Here is a 17,300-nt window from a genome sequence, read left to right on the forward strand (position 1 = left end):
TAAAAACGAGTTCACCTTCATATGATACATATGACTTGGTTAAGTCCTCGATCGATTAGTATCAGTCAGCTCCACATGTCACCATGCTTCCACCTCTGACCTATCAACCTGATCATCTTTCAGGGATCTTACTAGCTTGACGCTATGGGAAATCTCATCTTGAGGGGGGCTTCATGCTTAGATGCTTTCAGCACTTATCCCGTCCGCACATAGCTACCCAGCGATGCCTTTGGCAAGACAACTGGTACACCAGCGGTGCGTCCATCCCGGTCCTCTCGTACTAAGGACAGCTCCTCTCAAATTTCCTGCGCCCACGACGGATAGGGACCGAACTGTCTCACGACGTTCTGAACCCAGCTCGCGTACCGCTTTAATGGGCGAACAGCCCAACCCTTGGGACCGACTACAGCCCCAGGATGCGATGAGCCGACATCGAGGTGCCAAACCTCCCCGTCGATGTGGACTCTTGGGGGAGATAAGCCTGTTATCCCCAGGGTAGCTTTTATCCGTTGAGCGATGGCCCTTCCATGCGGAACCACCGGATCACTAAGCCCGACTTTCGTCCCTGCTCGACTTGTAGGTCTCGCAGTCAAGCTCCCTTATGCCTTTACACTCTGCGAATGATTTCCAACCATTCTGAGGGAACCTTTGGGCGCCTCCGTTACTCTTTAGGAGGCGACCGCCCCAGTCAAACTGCCCACCTGACACTGTCTCCCACCCCGATCAGGGGTGCGGGTTAGAATTTCAATACAGCCAGGGTAGTATCCCACCGACGCCTCCACCGAAGCTAGCGCTCCGGCTTCTACGGCTCCTACCTATCCTGTACAAGCTGTACCAAAATTCAATATCAGGCTACAGTAAAGCTCCATGGGGTCTTTCCGTCCTGTCGCGGGTAACCTGCATCTTCACAGGTACTATAATTTCACCGAGTCTCTCGTTGAGACAGTGCCCAGATCGTTACGCCTTTCGTGCGGGTCGGAACTTACCCGACAAGGAATTTCGCTACCTTAGGACCGTTATAGTTACGGCCGCCGTTTACTGGGGCTTCGATTCAGAGCTTCGCTTGCGCTAACCCCTCCTCTTAACCTTCCAGCACCGGGCAGGCGTCAGCCCCTATACTTCGCCTTGCGGCTTCGCAGAGACCTGTGTTTTTGCTAAACAGTCGCCTGGGCCTATTCACTGCGGCTCTTCGAGGCTATTCACCTCAAAGAGCACCCCTTCTCCCGAAGTTACGGGGTCATTTTGCCGAGTTCCTTAACGAGAGTTCTCTCGCTCACCTTAGGATTCTCTCCTCGCCTACCTGTGTCGGTTTGCGGTACGGGCACCTTTTATCTCGCTAGAGGCTTTTCTTGGCAGTGTGGAATCAGGAACTTCGGTACTAAATTTCCCTCGCCGTCACAGCTCAGCCTTCGCGAGAAGCGGATTTTCCTACTTCTCAGCCTAACTGCTTGGACGCGCATATCCAATAGCGCGCTTACCCTATCCTCCTGCGTCCCCCCATCACTCAAACGATAAAGAGGTGGTACAGGAATATCAACCTGTTGTCCATCGCCTACGCCTTTCGGCCTCGGCTTAGGTCCCGACTAACCCTGAGCGGACGAGCCTTCCTCAGGAAACCTTAGGCATTCGGTGGATGAGATTCTCACTCATCTTTCGCTACTCATACCGGCATTCTCACTTCTAAGCGCTCCACCAGTCCTTACGGTCTAGCTTCAACGCCCTTAGAACGCTCTCCTACCGCGGACACCTAATGGTGTCCACCCACAGCTTCGGTGATACGTTTAGCCCCGGTACATTTTCGGCGCAGAGTCACTCGACCAGTGAGCTATTACGCACTCTTTAAATGGTGGCTGCTTCTAAGCCAACATCCTGGTTGTCTAAGCAACTCCACATCCTTTTCCACTTAACGTATACTTTGGGACCTTAGCTGGTGGTCTGGGCTGTTTCCCTTTTGACTACGGATCTTATCACTCGCAGTCTGACTCCCACGGATAAGTCATTGGCATTCGGAGTTTGTCTGAATTCGGTAACCCGATGAGGGCCCCTAGTCCAAACAGTGCTCTACCTCCAAGACTCTTACTTCGTGAGGCTAGCCCTAAAGCTATTTCGGAGAGAACCAGCTATCTCCAAGTTCGATTGGAATTTCTCCGCTACCCACACCTCATCCCTGCACTTTTCAACGTGCGTGGGTTCGGGCCTCCATCCAGTGTTACCTGGACTTCACCCTGGACATGGGTAGATCACCTGGTTTCGGGTCTACGACCACATACTCATACGCCCTATTCAGACTCGCTTTCGCTGCGGCTCCGTCTCATCAACTTAACCTTGCATGTAATCGTAACTCGCCGGTTCATTCTACAAAAGGCACGCCATCACCCATAAACGGGCTCTGACTACTTGTAGGCACACGGTTTCAGGAACTATTTCACTCCCCTTCCGGGGTGCTTTTCACCTTTCCCTCACGGTACTGGTTCACTATCGGTCACTAGGGAGTATTTAGCCTTGGGAGATGGTCCTCCCTGCTTCCGACCGGATTTCACGTGTCCGGCCGTACTCAGGATCCACTCAGGAGGGAACGAAGTTTCGACTACAGGGTTTTTACCTTCTATGACGGACCTTTCCAGATCGCTTCATCTACCCCGTTCCTTTGTAACTCCATGTTGAGTGTCCTACAACCCCGAAAGGCAAGCCTTTCGGTTTGGGCTGTTCCCGTTTCGCTCGCCGCTACTCAGGGAATCGCGTTTGCTTTCTCTTCCTCCGGGTACTTAGATGTTTCAGTTCCCCGGGTCTGCCTTCATTATCCTATGTATTCAGATAAAGATACTGCTCCATTACGAACAGTGGGTTCCCCCATTCGGAAATCTCCGGATCAAAGCTTACTTACAGCTCCCCGAAGCATATCGGTGTTAGTCCCGTCCTTCATCGGCTCCTAGTGCCAAGGCATTCACCGTGCGCCCTTTCTAACTTAACCTAGGTTTTACTCTAAAATTAGAGAGAAAAACTAAAATGGCGATTACTCGGTTTTTACTTGGTTACTTCTTCTTACGATTATCTAGTTTTCAAAGAACGATTAAAAAAAGCTTTGAGAGAATTGCTCCCTCAAAACTAAACAAACAAGAAACGGTCAACTTCTTATCAGTCCATGAGGACTGCATTATCCTTAGAAAGGAGGTGATCCAGCCGCACCTTCCGATACGGCTACCTTGTTACGACTTCACCCCAATCATCTGTCCCACCTTAGGCGGCTGGCTCCTTACGGTTACCCCACCGACTTCGGGTGTTACAAACTCTCGTGGTGTGACGGGCGGTGTGTACAAGGCCCGGGAACGTATTCACCGCGGCATGCTGATCCGCGATTACTAGCGATTCCGGCTTCATGTAGGCGAGTTGCAGCCTACAATCCGAACTGAGAATGGTTTTATGGGATTGGCTAAACCTCGCGGTTTCGCAGCCCTTTGTACCATCCATTGTAGCACGTGTGTAGCCCAGGTCATAAGGGGCATGATGATTTGACGTCATCCCCACCTTCCTCCGGTTTGTCACCGGCAGTCACCTTAGAGTGCCCAACTGAATGCTGGCAACTAAGATCAAGGGTTGCGCTCGTTGCGGGACTTAACCCAACATCTCACGACACGAGCTGACGACAACCATGCACCACCTGTCACTCTGTCCCCCGAAGGGGAAAGTCCTATCTCTAGGAGTGTCAGAGGATGTCAAGACCTGGTAAGGTTCTTCGCGTTGCTTCGAATTAAACCACATGCTCCACCGCTTGTGCGGGCCCCCGTCAATTCCTTTGAGTTTCAGCCTTGCGGCCGTACTCCCCAGGCGGAGTGCTTAATGCGTTAGCTGCAGCACTAAAGGGCGGAAACCCTCTAACACTTAGCACTCATCGTTTACGGCGTGGACTACCAGGGTATCTAATCCTGTTTGCTCCCCACGCTTTCGCGCCTCAGCGTCAGTTACAGACCAGAAAGCCGCCTTCGCCACTGGTGTTCCTCCACATCTCTACGCATTTCACCGCTACACGTGGAATTCCGCTTTCCTCTTCTGCACTCAAGTCCCCCAGTTTCCAATGACCCTCCACGGTTGAGCCGTGGGCTTTCACATCAGACTTAAAGGACCGCCTGCGCGCGCTTTACGCCCAATAATTCCGGACAACGCTTGCCACCTACGTATTACCGCGGCTGCTGGCACGTAGTTAGCCGTGGCTTTCTGGTTAGGTACCGTCAAGGTACCGGCAGTTACTCCGATACTTGTTCTTCCCTAACAACAGAGCTTTACGACCCGAAGGCCTTCATCGCTCACGCGGCGTTGCTCCGTCAGACTTTCGTCCATTGCGGAAGATTCCCTACTGCTGCCTCCCGTAGGAGTCTGGGCCGTGTCTCAGTCCCAGTGTGGCCGATCACCCTCTCAGGTCGGCTACGCATCGTCGCCTTGGTGAGCCGTTACCTCACCAACTAGCTAATGCGCCGCGGGCCCATCTGTAAGTGTCAGCCGAAACCGACTTTCAGCTTTCCCTCATGAGAGGAAAAGGATTATCCGGTATTAGCTCCGGTTTCCCGAAGTTATCCCAGTCTTACAGGCAGGTTGCCCACGTGTTACTCACCCGTCCGCCGCTAACCAACAGGAGCAAGCTCCTATTGATTCGCTCGACTTGCATGTATTAGGCACGCCGCCAGCGTTCGTCCTGAGCCAGGATCAAACTCTCCAAGAAAGTTGATTTAGCTCATTTGTTACGTTGGCTCATGTTCTCTATATAATAGTAGAAACATGATTATTATTGTTTGTTGACGTTTTTGTTTGTTTAGTTTTCAAAGAACAATAGCACTTATAAAAAGTGACAGGAATATTACTTTATCAAATTCCTTAAATTCCTTAAATTCTATCAACCATCAATTATTTCCAATTTCGATTGATTTTCGCACTATTTTTAAGAGCAACTTTTACATTGTATCAGGTTATCCATCTCAAATCAAGAGGATTTTTTCTAATCTTGTTTGCCAATCCACTCTTTCTGGAAGCGACTTTATTAATATAACACCGTGGGTGCTAACTTGCAACAGAATTTTTTCAGATTCTATAACATTCATCTGTAGTGCCGATTGTGGTACATCTTTATGGTTACGCCCGATTGCGGAACAATAAAGAAGCTTCTATTATTCTCATTCAAGTAAATTAATCATCAAAAAAAGGCAAAATATTAACCTTAACCATATTGGCCGAATTGCAAATTGTATTTAACATCAATCATATTCGCTATACTATTGACCTTAAAGAGATACATACCTAATCATTATATTAATCTACACTGGGCTGGCTCTTACTAGTTCATACAAATATCCATTGCCGGCTCTATATTGGCGATTGGGAACAAAACCTATCGTTTTCGAGATTCGTGAAGACGTATTAATTATATTTATCAGCCTATTATACTGATTCCCTGCTTCATACATATCCCAGCAATTCCCCCCCATTACATGTAGAGGTACAAATATTGGAAGAAGGCATATGGGATAAATCCTATTCCAACCGTTAGGATAGCAGCTGGAAAAGTCGCACAAGTAAAATAATATTGGAATAAATAAAGCCCCCTTGGCGAATTGCTAAGCATCAGAGCTCTAGCTTGAACCAAGGAGGGCTTAAAATAAAATATTAACTTTTCAGGTGAAGCCTACTAGGCTATCATAATCCAACACTTTTTTGAGAAGGAGTGTCGAATGTATCAGATTCGATGTCATCATCATCAATAATTGCTTTTGGTAAACATGCGGTGGTTCCCCAATAATAGGCCACAAGGGAAATGATTACGGTAATGATAAGATCCCAAGGTTGTTGAAGAGTACCATTTCCTCCAAATACCCCTAAACCAGAAACAACCATCATACATGCATAATAGAATATTAGCCATAAAGAAGATTTAATTTGCTGTGCAAAACTTACTAAATTAGTGGGAACCCATTTTTTGAAGAATAAATAGACAACAAACATTAGAATCTGGGAACCAAACAGCCAGGAAATAGTACTCCAGCCTGACCAGTAAACAATCAGCGACGCAATAATAAATGACAGCGGTCCAAGAATACTCATTCCTTTTAAGTAGAATGGACGTTTCAGGTCAGGAGCATTATTACGGAAAGCTCCTGCACAAATTGGCGCTATGGCATAACTGAAAACAAGTGCAGCAGAAACGACACTGATCAAAGTATCCCATGATGGGAATGGCAATGTCCAGAAAATTGACAAGACAAAAGATAACCAAACAGCTGGACGAGGAATCCCCGACTTTTCATCAACCTTTGTAAAAATTTTAAATAATGTTCCACCGCGTGCCCAACCATAAATAGTACGAGGAGTGGTAGACATATAAATATTTGCCGTTCCACTAGGAGAAATTATGGCATCGGAAACAATGAAAACACCCAGCCACCAAAGCCCTAGAACAGTAGCAATATCTTTGAATGGTAGACTGAATGCTTTATCAATACCAGACCACCCATTTTTCAACATATCCGTTGGAATACTGCCAAGGAATGCGACTTGCAATAAAACGTATACTATAGTTGATAAAACGACGGACAAAATTAATGCAATCGGTATTGTGCGTTGTGGGTTTTTGGCCTCACTGGCAACAGCCACGATTGGGGTTAAACCTAAATAGGCAAAGATAACGCCCCCGATAGAAATTGCACCTTGAATTCCTTGAAATCCTGACGGTGCAAATCCGGCAACCGAAAAGTTGGCTGATTTGAAATGTGTTAACAAAACAAAGATTGTAAGGGTAGGGACAAGGAATTTAAAGATTGTGATAATCATATTTGACTTCGCAAATGTTTTAACACTCCAATAATTTAAGAGGAAAAAGATACATAATAAGGCAAACTGAAAAAGCCATCCTGTAATGGTTGGTGAACTTGAACCAACTTTCGTTAAACTTGGGAACCAGGCTGCAGCATATTGGCGCCCGGCCTCTACTTCAATCGCAATCAAACTTGAGTATGCAATAACCGTGATTGAACCAATAAGATACCCGATTAATGGTCCGTGGGAATAAACCGGATAGCGAACAATTCCTCCGGCACGGGGGATTGCCGCACCAAGTTCACAGTAAACCAAACCTAGTAAAAGAATTGCAATTCCGCCAATAATCCAAGAAAGTATTCCTCCAGGGCCGGCAAGTGCACTTACATGGCTCGCTGAAAAAAGCCAACCTGATCCAAATATCGCCCCAAAACCAATAAATGTAAGATCCGACAAAGAAAGCTGTTTCTTAAATTTACCTTTGCTTGACACCAACTTCACTCTCCCATAATTATTACTTTTAATGATTATTCCCTTTAATCAGAATGATGGTTGTCAAGAACGAATGTTCGGCATAATGGTTACAAACAAACGTTTCTTGAGAGGTGTTTAAAATGACCAAATACCAACAAATGTGCCTGATTTCTTTTCTAAAAACATCTTTCAACTGAAAAGCTTGCCATGATCATTTATTTTTATTGAAGCGAGCATGGTTATTGTTGTCAGAAATGTGGTTATGATGCTTATTTCGAGACAAAGACACGTAAACATAGACTTTTTCAGTGAAAAAAATGTCGTTATCAAGCTACTTTTACACTGGGTACGATAATGGAAAAAATAAGATCTGATTTAACCATGTTGTTCCAAGCCATTTATTTCATTTCTCATGATGGTTTAACCGTTAGAACACGAAAACCTTAGCTGCGTGGTCATTTCCCCCATATGTAAACCCTAAAATCCTGCTTCCTTTCTTTTTTTGCAAATTTTGAACATAAACCATCATAGCCACGGACAGCCCTGTTCCATATATCTTTCCGTAGACATTTGAAATAACTACAATTTAAGTCTACTAAGTTCCCAATTTATTTTATATTTACCCAAACACTCTTCACTTCAGTATAGTTATTGAGTGCATAAGAACCCATTTCTCGTCCAATTCCGGATTGTTTGTAACCCCCAAATGCTGCGGCAGGATCCTCTAAATTATAGTCATTGATCCAAACGGTTCCCGCTTTTAATTTATTTGATACCTTTAGCGCAGTTTTGATGTCCTTTGTCCAAACACCTGCTGCAAGTCCATATGGAGTGTTGTTTGCTTTTTCAATCACCTCATCAACGGTATCAAACGGCAAAACGACTACCACTGGTCCAAAAATTTCTTCCTTGGCAATGATCATGTCATCGGTAACATCAGCGAAAACAGTTGGCTGTACAAAATATCCTTTATTAAAAGCTTTTTCACCGCCGGCTGCTACCCTTGCACCTTCTGCTTCGCCTTTTTCAATGTAACTAAGTACGCGTTCAAGCTGCCTTTTCGAAACGAGTGGCCCCATTTCTGATTCTTGATCCATACCTGCGCCAAGTTTTACATCATTAGCCCTTTTGGCGAGCTCTTCGACTACACGATTATAGTGTTTTCTATGGACATACACACGGGATCCCGCACTACAGTTTTGCCCATGGTTATACATGATTCCATTGAAGGCCCCAGTAATGGCTTCTTCAAGGTCGGCATCCTCTAAAATAATATTAGGTGACTTCCCGCCTAGCTCTAAGGTGATATTTTTTATGGTGTCAGCAGCCTGCTTCATAATATATTTACCTGTAACCGTTGAACCGGTAAAGGCGACTTTGTCGACATCTTCATGATTCACTATTGCAGCTCCTGCTGTTTGGCCGAATCCAGGGACAATATTCACTACCCCATCAGGGAAACCGGCTTCCTGTATTAGATTGGCTAAATATAAGGCTGATAATGGCGTCTGTTCTGCAGGTTTTAATACAATCGTACATCCTGTTGCAAGTGCTGCGCCCATTTTCCAGGATGCCATTGTAAGCGGATAGTTCCAGGGAATAATTTGGCCAACCACCCCAATAGGTTCGTGTCTGGTATAGTTTAAATAATCTTTAGAGATTGGAACTGTTTGTCCAAGGATTTTGGTCGCCCAACCGGCGTAGTAGCGGAATTGTTCTACCGTTGCCGGAATATCGTCCGAAAGTGCCACCTGGTAAGGCTTGCCGTTATCAAGTGCTTCCACCTGGGCAAGCTCTTCTCGATTTTCTTCTATTAAATCTGCTAATTTATAGATTAACCTTGCTCTTTCTGCCGCACTGAGGTCTGGCCATGGGCCTGCTTCAAATGCTTTCCTCGCGGATTTTACTGCTAAATCAATATCTTCTTCCCGAGCCTCACTCACTACAGCAAGTACTTCTTCAGTCGCCGGATTCAATGTTTCAAAAGTTTTTCCAGTTACCGACGGTACAAATTTTCCATTTATAAATAATTCAATTTTTCCTCCTAAAAATTCTTTTACCTTTGGTTTTAGTTCAATTAAAGTGGTTTGCATTAATTGGTTCCCCCTTAAACTTTTTAGGATGCTTATTTTTAAACATGCACAGCAAGACTTAAGTTTGCTAGGATATCTTTCAGCTTTTGATCTTCTTCAGGAGTTAATCCTAATCGCGGATGCCGTGCTGGTCCTCCTGCTTGTCCAAGAAGTTCCATTACCCGCTTACAAATTTGTACATATTTTCCTGACCCTTCAAGGTAAGTACATAGCGGTAAAATTTGATCGTTAATGGCCCATGCTTTTTCTACTTCTCCATTTTGGAAATGATTGTACATATCCGTCACGAGTTTTGGCACTATATTTCCAGCAACTGCAATCCACCCCGTTGCCCCGACAAGGTAAGATTCCATGACTAATTCCTCAGAGCCACAGAAGACCTCAAAGTCACCTTTTCCATGTCTTACCAAGTCTCGTGCCTTAGCAATTTCACCGCTTGATTCTTTAATATGGGTGACATTCTCACAATCTCTTCCGATACGGAGCATTAACTCTGTGCTCAAGTTAACACCGGAAGTAAACGGATTATTATAAAGCATAATAGGGATATTGACAGCATTAGACACTTCTTTAAAGTGGAAATAGATTTCTTCTTCCTTTGGTTTACCATAATAAGGATTAATGATTAGTGCACAATCAGCACCATGTGCTTCAGCCTGTTTTGTGTACTCAATGGTTTCTTTTGTTGTTTCGGCAGATGTTCCAACAATCACAGGAACGCGTCCATTTACTTCTTTCATAACTACCTCTACCATTTGATATCTTTCTTCTTTTGTTAAGCTTACGAATTCACCTGTACTACCATTTATGACAAGACCGGCGACACCTTGATTAATAAAGTAGTTTACATTATTTTTTACTCCGGCCCAATCAATTTCCTGTGCCTGAGTCATTGGGGTAATTAATACGGGAAAAGCTCCTTTAATTGTTGTCACGGTAATATCCTCCTCAAAATTATTTAATGAACTATTTTAATAGACACCCTGCTGCTAATGGATCAGTAGGATCTAATAAAAATGTTTGCATGCCAGTAATAAAACCACGGCTAGTAAAGGTGAATTCAAAACTATCCACGCTTTGGTCGGTAACCTGTGCCTTTAATTTGCTGCCGAAAATGCTTTCGTTTACAAAAGGCTGATTTAAATTATTGGACTTTTTAGATAGTAAATTTGTATATATCGCAATAGTTGACCCAAATCCAGGAGAACGAACAATAAATCCGTCATCTCGGAAGGTAATCGATTTGACTATGCCATCTTCAATATTCGAATCATCTACGATAATGGCACCATTTACTGAAAATTCAGAATGCAAATACCGAAAAATATTTTGCCCCCACCTTTTTAGGTCAGACAATGCTTCAAGTTCAATCCTCATATCACAATCATCTTGTTTAAACACTGCATAAAATTGATCAGCTTGAATAAATGAAAAATTGATATTTAAAGATGGTATAGTGAGGTCGGATTCAATTATTCTGCTTGGATCACTCTTTACTTCCACCGAAACGACCTCATGCTCTTCCACGAGGGCTGTTACCGGAATGATACCATTTAACGTTTCAAGCTTATATTGATTGGATGGCCTTGCTTTTAATTGCCCACATTCAAGTAGTGCGGTGATGACTGCAATGATACCACCGTAATGGAGCGGGACTGTTCCTTGATGATTAAAAAATAATACACCAGCATCAGCCTCTTGATTGATAGGCGGAACGACGAGACATCCATTTAAACCGGCAAATCCTCGAGGTTCATTCAATAAAAGATTTATTTCCTCAGCAAATGCTCGTGGAAATCGTTCATATAAATCTCCTAAATTTCGATAGCTAATAAAGGGGATATCTTTAATAATCCGAAAAGCTTCTCCCGCTACATGTACATCGATAGTTGAGTACGATTTTTGAATTTTCATTGCACTTCCTCCATTTCATGTTCCTCCATAGGTGGAATGAGCAAAAATCCCTCTTTTAATGGATCCTCATCGTGATAGAAGAAACGGTGCATTCCCATCAACCAAGCTGATCCAGTGATTCTTGTCAGCACTGCCTCTACGCCTTCCTCATTAGTAGTGCCAAGAACACGGCCGCGAAATAAGGATCCAACTATACTTTCATGAACAAATTCTTCACCAATCTCAATTTGTTTTTTAGCGTAAAGAACAGATAATTTTGCTGAAGTACCCGTACCACATGGGGAACGGTCGATTCCCCCAGGAGGAACAATTACCGTATTTTTTACATCTGCTTCTTCATGTGTAGGTTCACTAAAGAATTCAACATGAGTTAAGCCTTGAATAAATGGATGCTTTGGATGGACAATATCTGTTTTTTCATTGATTGCATTTCTAATGGTAATGGCTTTATCAATAATCACAGAAGCGTTCTCAGGTGTTAATTCCAAACCGACAGATTTTGCATCAATAATGGCGTAAAAGTTTCCTCCATAGGCGATGTCCGCATTTACATGTCCTATTCCTCCAACATCGATAGATACATTTTTTAATAGAAAAGCAGGTACATTACAAAAAGATACTTCTTTCGCTTTTCCGCTTTCGACGATAATTTCTACTTCAACAAGCCCAGCTGGTGTATCTAGTTTTAATGAGGTTATCGGTTCTTGAATGGGGATTAATCCCGATTCTACTAGAGCCGTGCAGACTCCAATTGTGTCATGGCCGCACATCGGCAAATAGCCGCCTGTTTCAATGTAAATGACGCCGATATCCGCATCGGGATGGCATGGATCAGTAATTAAAGCACCGGACATCACATCGTGACCGCGAGGTTCGTTCATGAGTAACTTTCTGATCCAATCATATTCCCTTTTCATATGGAGCATTTTTTCTGACATGGTATTTCCCACTAACTTTGGAAGGCCACTAATTACCGTCCTCGTCGGATTCCCGCCTGTATGTGTATCAATCGTCGTAAATACCTTATTTGCCCTCACCTTGTTAACACCCTTTCTTTAAAACGATCATAACGAAGCGGCTCAATAGGAATGGAAGTTTCTTTTTCATTTATCAATTCTTCTATCAATTTTCCAGTTACGGCCGCAAGACTGATTCCGTCCCCCTCATGACCGGCAGCAATGTAATAATTTGGCACTTCTTCCACCTTGGATATGATCGGCAGATGATCTTCCGTCCAAGGTCTTAAACCTGCGTAAGAGCGAATTACCATCATATCTGCCATTTTTGGATAAAAACGAATTGCCCTGTTTGCAATGCACTTTATAATTTCGTTATTTACCTTTGTATTGAAGCCGACAAATTCCCTACTCGAACCAATTAAGAAATTTTGGCTTTCTGTAGGTTCAAATACAAGTGCTACACCATATTTTTCTGTTAGTGGATCTACCTTACGTTCTCCACCGAATTTCGAGATAAGGTAACCAAATTCCATGACTTTACGGCGACCAACAAACTGTTGTCTTGAAGCAACAATAATATGACCCTTTCTTGGCTGAATTGGAATCGAAAGGTCCAGCATCTCTCCGATGTACGGTGCCCAAACACCAGCAGCATTGACAACGTGATTGGCCGTAAATACCCCATTGGATGTTTGGATGATAAACGAACCGTTTTCCTTTTTCATCTCCTTCACTTCAGTTTGTTTATAAGCCTTTGCCCCCTGTTTTTTTGCTGCTTCAAGTAATGCAAAGGAGAGAAGATAAGGGTTTACGGTAGAATCTGTAGCGCATTCCAATCCGCCTAATAAATCATCTGCGAAGAAAGAAGACTCTTGACGAATATCTTCGCGGTCCAGCATCCTGAATGGCAGTCCGGCTGCTTTTTGGCGGTTCACCCATTGCTCAGCCGCTGACATCTCTTCTTCTGACTCACAAACGAGAATGCTGCCAGGTGCTCGATACTCAAAGGTGTGTTCAAGCTCTTTACTCAAATCATCCACTAACCTCTGACTGAGCAAAGACATTTGACTATCAAAGCCAGGGTCCTTGTCTATGGCCAAAATATTCCCATCACATCTTGAAGAGGTACCGCTTACAAATTCCCCTTTTTCAAGAATCGTTACATCTCTTCCATACTTAGATGCGTAATAGGCAATCGCACAACCAATGATCCCACCGCCTATTACTAGAACGTCACAATTTTTCACATAAGTTTCTCCCTTCATTGAAAAGGTCTCGTTCTTAATAATGCAAATAATGTGCCAACAAGTTTCGATTCGGATTTGCCTGATTTGTATAATTATTTAAAATTTTTATTCAATTCATGTATAATTATTTTTACAGTGTTAATTTTTTTATACATATATTTTGGAGGTTATCATGGTTTTTGACTTACCCATTTTAAATTGTAGGATGTTTGGCAGTACAACCAAATTAAAGTACGTATTTAAGGAAAATGAGGAATTTTTTTATAAACCATCGAATCAAACAAAAGAACAACCGTGTCAAACTCTTTCTGAGGACGCCTCCATTGACGAACTGTTTAAAGCCTTTAAACGGCATACAGTTGTTGTGATTCTAAATCATGACAATCAGCCTGTTAATTGTATTACCTCATGGCAAATGATTGATTTTCTTCATCAGTCTTATAAACAATTAATGGCCTTTTATGAAACAGTCATTCAAACCTCGGATGTTTCCATTACAGTAATTGATAAGGACGAACGTGTTCGAACGTGGACAAGAGGTGCTGAGGAAATTTTTTCTGTTAAAAAACAAGAGATTCTCGGCAATCCAATAACGAATTATTTTGACCGCAATAAATTGGAAATCTTGCAAACGCTACATGAAGGGAGAAGAATCCAGGGACAACATCACCAGCCGAGGTCTGATTTATTTGTTCTTATCAACACAAACCCGGTTTACTACAACAACAGGATTATTGGAGCAGTTTGTTCAGAAACAGATATCACGAATCAAGTGGTTTTAAATGAAAAGTTATTTAACATGACCAGTGAAGTACAACGACTAGAGCAAGAAGTTGCAATGTACCGAGACCCAGATGATCCTTTTCTTTCAATTAAAGGAAGAAGTTCTGCACTGCAAAATACGATTCAACTGGCAAAAAAGGTTTGTTCCGTAAAATCTACCGTTCTAATATTGGGAGAAAGCGGTGTTGGGAAGGAAGTGTTTGCCAAAGCTATCCATAAAGCTAGTGAAAATGCAAAAGCCCCATTTATCTCTATTAACTGTGGTGCGATACCAGCTTCTTTATTTGAAAGTGAATTATTTGGATATGAACGTGGAGCATTCTCTGGTGCTGACCATCGTGGGAAAAAGGGAAAAATTGAACTGGCAAAAGGCGGCACTCTCTTCCTCGACGAGGTTGGTGAAATGCCGCTTGAAATGCAGGTGAAAATGCTAAGAGTGCTTCAAGAAAGGAAATTTTATCGAATCGGTGGTGAAAAGGAAATTGATGTTGATTTCCGAGTCATTGCAGCCACTAATCGTGATTTGAAGGAATTAATGAGAGAAGGTCAATTCCGCGAGGATTTATACTATCGTTTAAATGTTGTAAGCCTTTCGATCCCCTCATTACGGGAACGACATGAAGATATAATTGAATTGACCCATTATTTTTTACAGGATTTTGCGCAGCGTTATCGGAGACCAATTTATGAATTGTCAGCTGATGTCATTCAAGAGATGCTCCGATACGACTGGCCTGGAAATATCCGTGAACTTCGAAATGTGGCAGAACGTCTTGTTGTTTTTGCAACAGATGGAGTGATTAAGAAGGAATATCTTCCTTTCATTACAAATCATGAAAGGATTCATAATGAAGAAAAACCTGACAATAAACTTATTGATAATGACGATACCATTTTATCGTTACAGGAAGAAATGGAACAGCATGAGAAAAAGGTTCTTGAAAAAGCTTTAAGGATTGTCAATGGGAATAAATTAGAATGTGCTAAACGGCTTGGGATTACAAGGGCTACGTTATACAATCGGCTAAAACGTCTTGGAATGGAGTAGTTTCCCCTCTATCTTGGTACGATTTTTGCATGGTATTTACATGTAGAAACCAAGGGGAGGAAAAGAAAAATGGTCAATAACGAGAATCTGATTATTTGTCGCTGTGAAGAAGTAACCTACGCTGAACTTCTGTCTACAGCAAATGAACATAAATGTACAGCAAGGGAATTGAAATTAAGAACACGAGCTGGGATGGGTTTCTGTGGTGGACGTACATGCAGACTATCTGTTGATCGAATCATTGAAAATGTTGTCCCAAATACATCTCCGGGGGAAATTCCTTTAAAATATCAACCACCGGTTCGTGCTGTGACCTTTGGAACGGTAGGTGAACGAAAATGACGAGAATTGTGAATCATCCTGTTTTAGGAAAATTGCATGATCGTGAAACCATTCCATTTTTGTTTGATGGAACAACCTATGAGGCATATGAAAACGAAACAATCGCCGCAGCCCTTCTTGCAAACGGGATAAGAACATTACGGGTTCACGAGGAAAGCGGAACACCAAGAGGAATTTACTGTAATATCGGTCATTGCATGGAATGTCGTGTAAAGGTAAATGGACAAGCAAATGTCAGATCCTGCTTAACGGTTGTTGAAAAAGACATGGTGGTTGAGAGTGGTAAGCAACTTCCAAATATCGTCAAAAGGATGGTGGAGCAGCAATGAGAGACGTAATTATTATTGGAGCCGGGCCGGCAGGATTAGCAGGAGCAATTGCCTGTGCTAGTTATGGTCTGAATGTTACCATCCTGGATGAATTTATTAAACCCGGTGGCAGACTCCTTGGTCAACTCCATCAAGATCCATCCGGTGAATGGTGGAATGGTATCAAAGAAGCGGAACGACTTCATCAAGAAGCGAAAAAATTATCGGTTGAAATTCGATGCGGTGTATCTGTTTATAACTTGGAAAAGGAAGACTTTCTTTGGAATGTTCATACAAATGCAGGAACATTCACTGCCACCCATGTACTTGTAGCAACTGGTGCGGCAGAGTATCCAATTCCTGTGCCAGGATGGACATTACCGGGGGTTATGTCCATCGGGGCAGCACAGGTAATGACAAATGTTCATCGCGTAGAGGTTGGTAAAAAAGGGATTATTATCGGAGCAAATATTTTAGCATTTGCGATTTTAAATGAATTACAGTTGGCTGGTATAAAAGTCGACCGGATTGTTCTCCCCGAAATAAGTCCAATCAGCCAAAAATCAGGTGAGCCAGAAGAGGTTCTAAAATCGCTCTTGAATGCCGCACACCTTGCCCCTTCCCCCTTGCTGCGATTTGGGAGTAAATTTATGAAAAACGAGTCGATTCGTAAATTGGGGCTGCAATTTTATCCTAAAGGCGGAGTAAAGATAAATGGCACCCCATTACAGCTTCGGAAAGCAGCAGTTGAAATTATTGGTAAGGATCATGTGGAAGGCGTACGAGTTGCAGATGTAGATGTAGCTGGTGCGGTTATTCCTGGTTCCGAAACGATATACGAAGCAGACTTTGTGTGTATTGCAGGTGGTTTATACCCGTTAGCAGAGCTTACTGCTGTTGCCGGATGTCCTTTTCATTATGTTCCAGAACTGGGAGGACATGTGCCAGTTCATTCTGAATGGATGGAGACGCCTCTTGCAGGGCTTTTTGTAGCAGGGAATATCACGGGAATTGAAAGCGGAAAAATTGCCATGGCTCAGGGAACGGTAGCAGGTTTGGCAATTGCGAAACAGGCTGGAAAAGAATCTGGTACGATTGCACAGCATTTGGAGAAAGCTATTCAAAATGTTCGTACTGTTAGACAACAGGCAGCAATCCAATTCAACCCAGAAATTCAGAATGGCAGACAGAATATGAAGGAAATTTGGGAGAACAAATATGGTATAAATAAGGACTCACTACTAAACGAACAAATTGTATAAAAAATAAAACCAGCAGATATCCTCTGCTGGTTTATCTATTGAAATAATCCAAAAATAATTATTAATCTACTT

At 43.0% G+C, this 17,300-nt stretch carries 10 protein-coding genes and 2 rRNA genes; 4 read left to right on the plus strand and 8 right to left on the minus strand.

What is annotated here, in order from left to right; all coding sequences use genetic code 11:
* Positions 1 to 35 precede the first annotated feature (35 nt).
* The 8 genes from RCG21_RS32035 to RCG21_RS32070 all read right to left on the minus strand — a co-directional run bounded on the left by RCG21_RS32035 (position 36) and on the right by RCG21_RS32070 (position 13,485).
* Positions 36 to 2,971: ribosomal RNA gene (locus RCG21_RS32035) — 23S ribosomal RNA — on the minus strand.
* A gap of 193 nt (positions 2,972 to 3,164) precedes the next feature.
* Positions 3,165 to 4,714, minus strand: a 16S ribosomal RNA gene (locus tag RCG21_RS32040).
* The 16S and 23S rRNA genes sit together here, the layout of an rRNA operon.
* 968 nt (positions 4,715 to 5,682) lie before the next feature.
* Entirely contained in the window at positions 5,683 to 7,290 is a 1,608-nt protein-coding gene (locus RCG21_RS32045; RefSeq protein WP_308914464.1) for an APC family permease, read from the minus strand.
* Between the two features lie 590 nt (positions 7,291 to 7,880).
* On the minus strand, positions 7,881 to 9,365 hold the full coding sequence (locus RCG21_RS32050; protein WP_308914465.1) for an aldehyde dehydrogenase family protein: 1,485 nt from the start codon (positions 9,363 to 9,365) through the stop codon (positions 7,881 to 7,883).
* Positions 9,366 to 9,403: 38 nt separating this feature from the next.
* Positions 9,404 to 10,300 (minus strand): 4-hydroxy-tetrahydrodipicolinate synthase, encoded by an 897-nt coding sequence (gene dapA, locus RCG21_RS32055; RefSeq protein WP_308914466.1) that lies wholly within the window; start codon positions 10,298 to 10,300, stop codon positions 9,404 to 9,406.
* Between the two features lie 31 nt (positions 10,301 to 10,331).
* Positions 10,332 to 11,279: a proline racemase family protein gene (locus RCG21_RS32060; RefSeq protein WP_308914467.1), complete on the minus strand. Its 948-nt coding sequence runs from the start codon at positions 11,277 to 11,279 to the stop codon at positions 10,332 to 10,334.
* Entirely contained in the window at positions 11,276 to 12,316 is a 1,041-nt protein-coding gene (locus RCG21_RS32065) for a proline racemase family protein (protein ID WP_308914468.1), read from the minus strand. The genes RCG21_RS32060 and RCG21_RS32065 overlap by 4 nt, the downstream gene beginning before the upstream one ends.
* A complete protein-coding gene (locus tag RCG21_RS32070; protein ID WP_308914469.1) occupies positions 12,313 to 13,485 on the minus strand; it encodes an NAD(P)/FAD-dependent oxidoreductase in 1,173 nt (390 codons plus the stop codon). The genes RCG21_RS32065 and RCG21_RS32070 overlap by 4 nt, the downstream gene beginning before the upstream one ends.
* 172 nt (positions 13,486 to 13,657) lie before the next feature.
* Between RCG21_RS32070 and RCG21_RS32075 the strand changes: the two genes are divergently transcribed.
* The 4 genes from RCG21_RS32075 (at position 13,658) to RCG21_RS32090 (ending at position 17,228) form a co-directional block, all read left to right on the plus strand.
* A complete protein-coding gene (locus RCG21_RS32075; protein WP_372512786.1) occupies positions 13,658 to 15,316 on the plus strand; it encodes a sigma-54 interaction domain-containing protein in 1,659 nt (552 codons plus the stop codon).
* Between the two features lie 69 nt (positions 15,317 to 15,385).
* Entirely contained in the window at positions 15,386 to 15,658 is a 273-nt protein-coding gene (locus RCG21_RS32080) for a (2Fe-2S)-binding protein (protein WP_308914470.1), read from the plus strand.
* The gene (locus RCG21_RS32085; RefSeq protein ID WP_308914471.1) at positions 15,655 to 15,987 is read left to right on the plus strand and encodes a (2Fe-2S)-binding protein; all 333 of its coding nucleotides are present in this window, start codon (positions 15,655 to 15,657) and stop codon (positions 15,985 to 15,987) included. The genes RCG21_RS32080 and RCG21_RS32085 overlap by 4 nt, the downstream gene beginning before the upstream one ends.
* Positions 15,984 to 17,228 carry an NAD(P)/FAD-dependent oxidoreductase gene (locus tag RCG21_RS32090; protein WP_308914472.1) on the plus strand — a complete coding sequence of 415 codons (1,245 nt, stop codon included), beginning with the start codon at positions 15,984 to 15,986 and terminating at the stop codon, positions 17,226 to 17,228. The genes RCG21_RS32085 and RCG21_RS32090 overlap by 4 nt, the downstream gene beginning before the upstream one ends.
* The last annotated feature ends 72 nt before the right edge of the window (positions 17,229 to 17,300 follow it).

It is taken from the genome of Bacillus salipaludis, assembly GCF_030938565.1.
Taxonomy (GTDB): Bacteria; Bacillota; Bacilli; order Bacillales; family Cytobacillaceae; genus Neobacillus; species Neobacillus salipaludis_A.

Bases quoted from the DNA above. Each gene is read 5' to 3' on its own strand.
- RCG21_RS32050 (WP_308914465.1), bottom strand. From the start codon at position 9,365: ATGCAAACCACTTTAATTGAACTAAAACCAAAGGTAAAAGAATTTTTA.
- RCG21_RS32060 (WP_308914467.1), bottom strand. From the start codon at position 11,279: ATGAAAATTCAAAAATCGTACTCAACTATCGATGTACATGTAGCGGGA.
- RCG21_RS32075 (WP_372512786.1), top strand. From the start codon at position 13,658: ATGGTTTTTGACTTACCCATTTTAAATTGTAGGATGTTTGGCAGTACA.
- RCG21_RS32080 (WP_308914470.1), top strand. From the start codon at position 15,386: ATGGTCAATAACGAGAATCTGATTATTTGTCGCTGTGAAGAAGTAACC.
- RCG21_RS32085 (WP_308914471.1), top strand. From the start codon at position 15,655: ATGACGAGAATTGTGAATCATCCTGTTTTAGGAAAATTGCATGATCGT.
- RCG21_RS32090 (WP_308914472.1), top strand. From the start codon at position 15,984: ATGAGAGACGTAATTATTATTGGAGCCGGGCCGGCAGGATTAGCAGGA.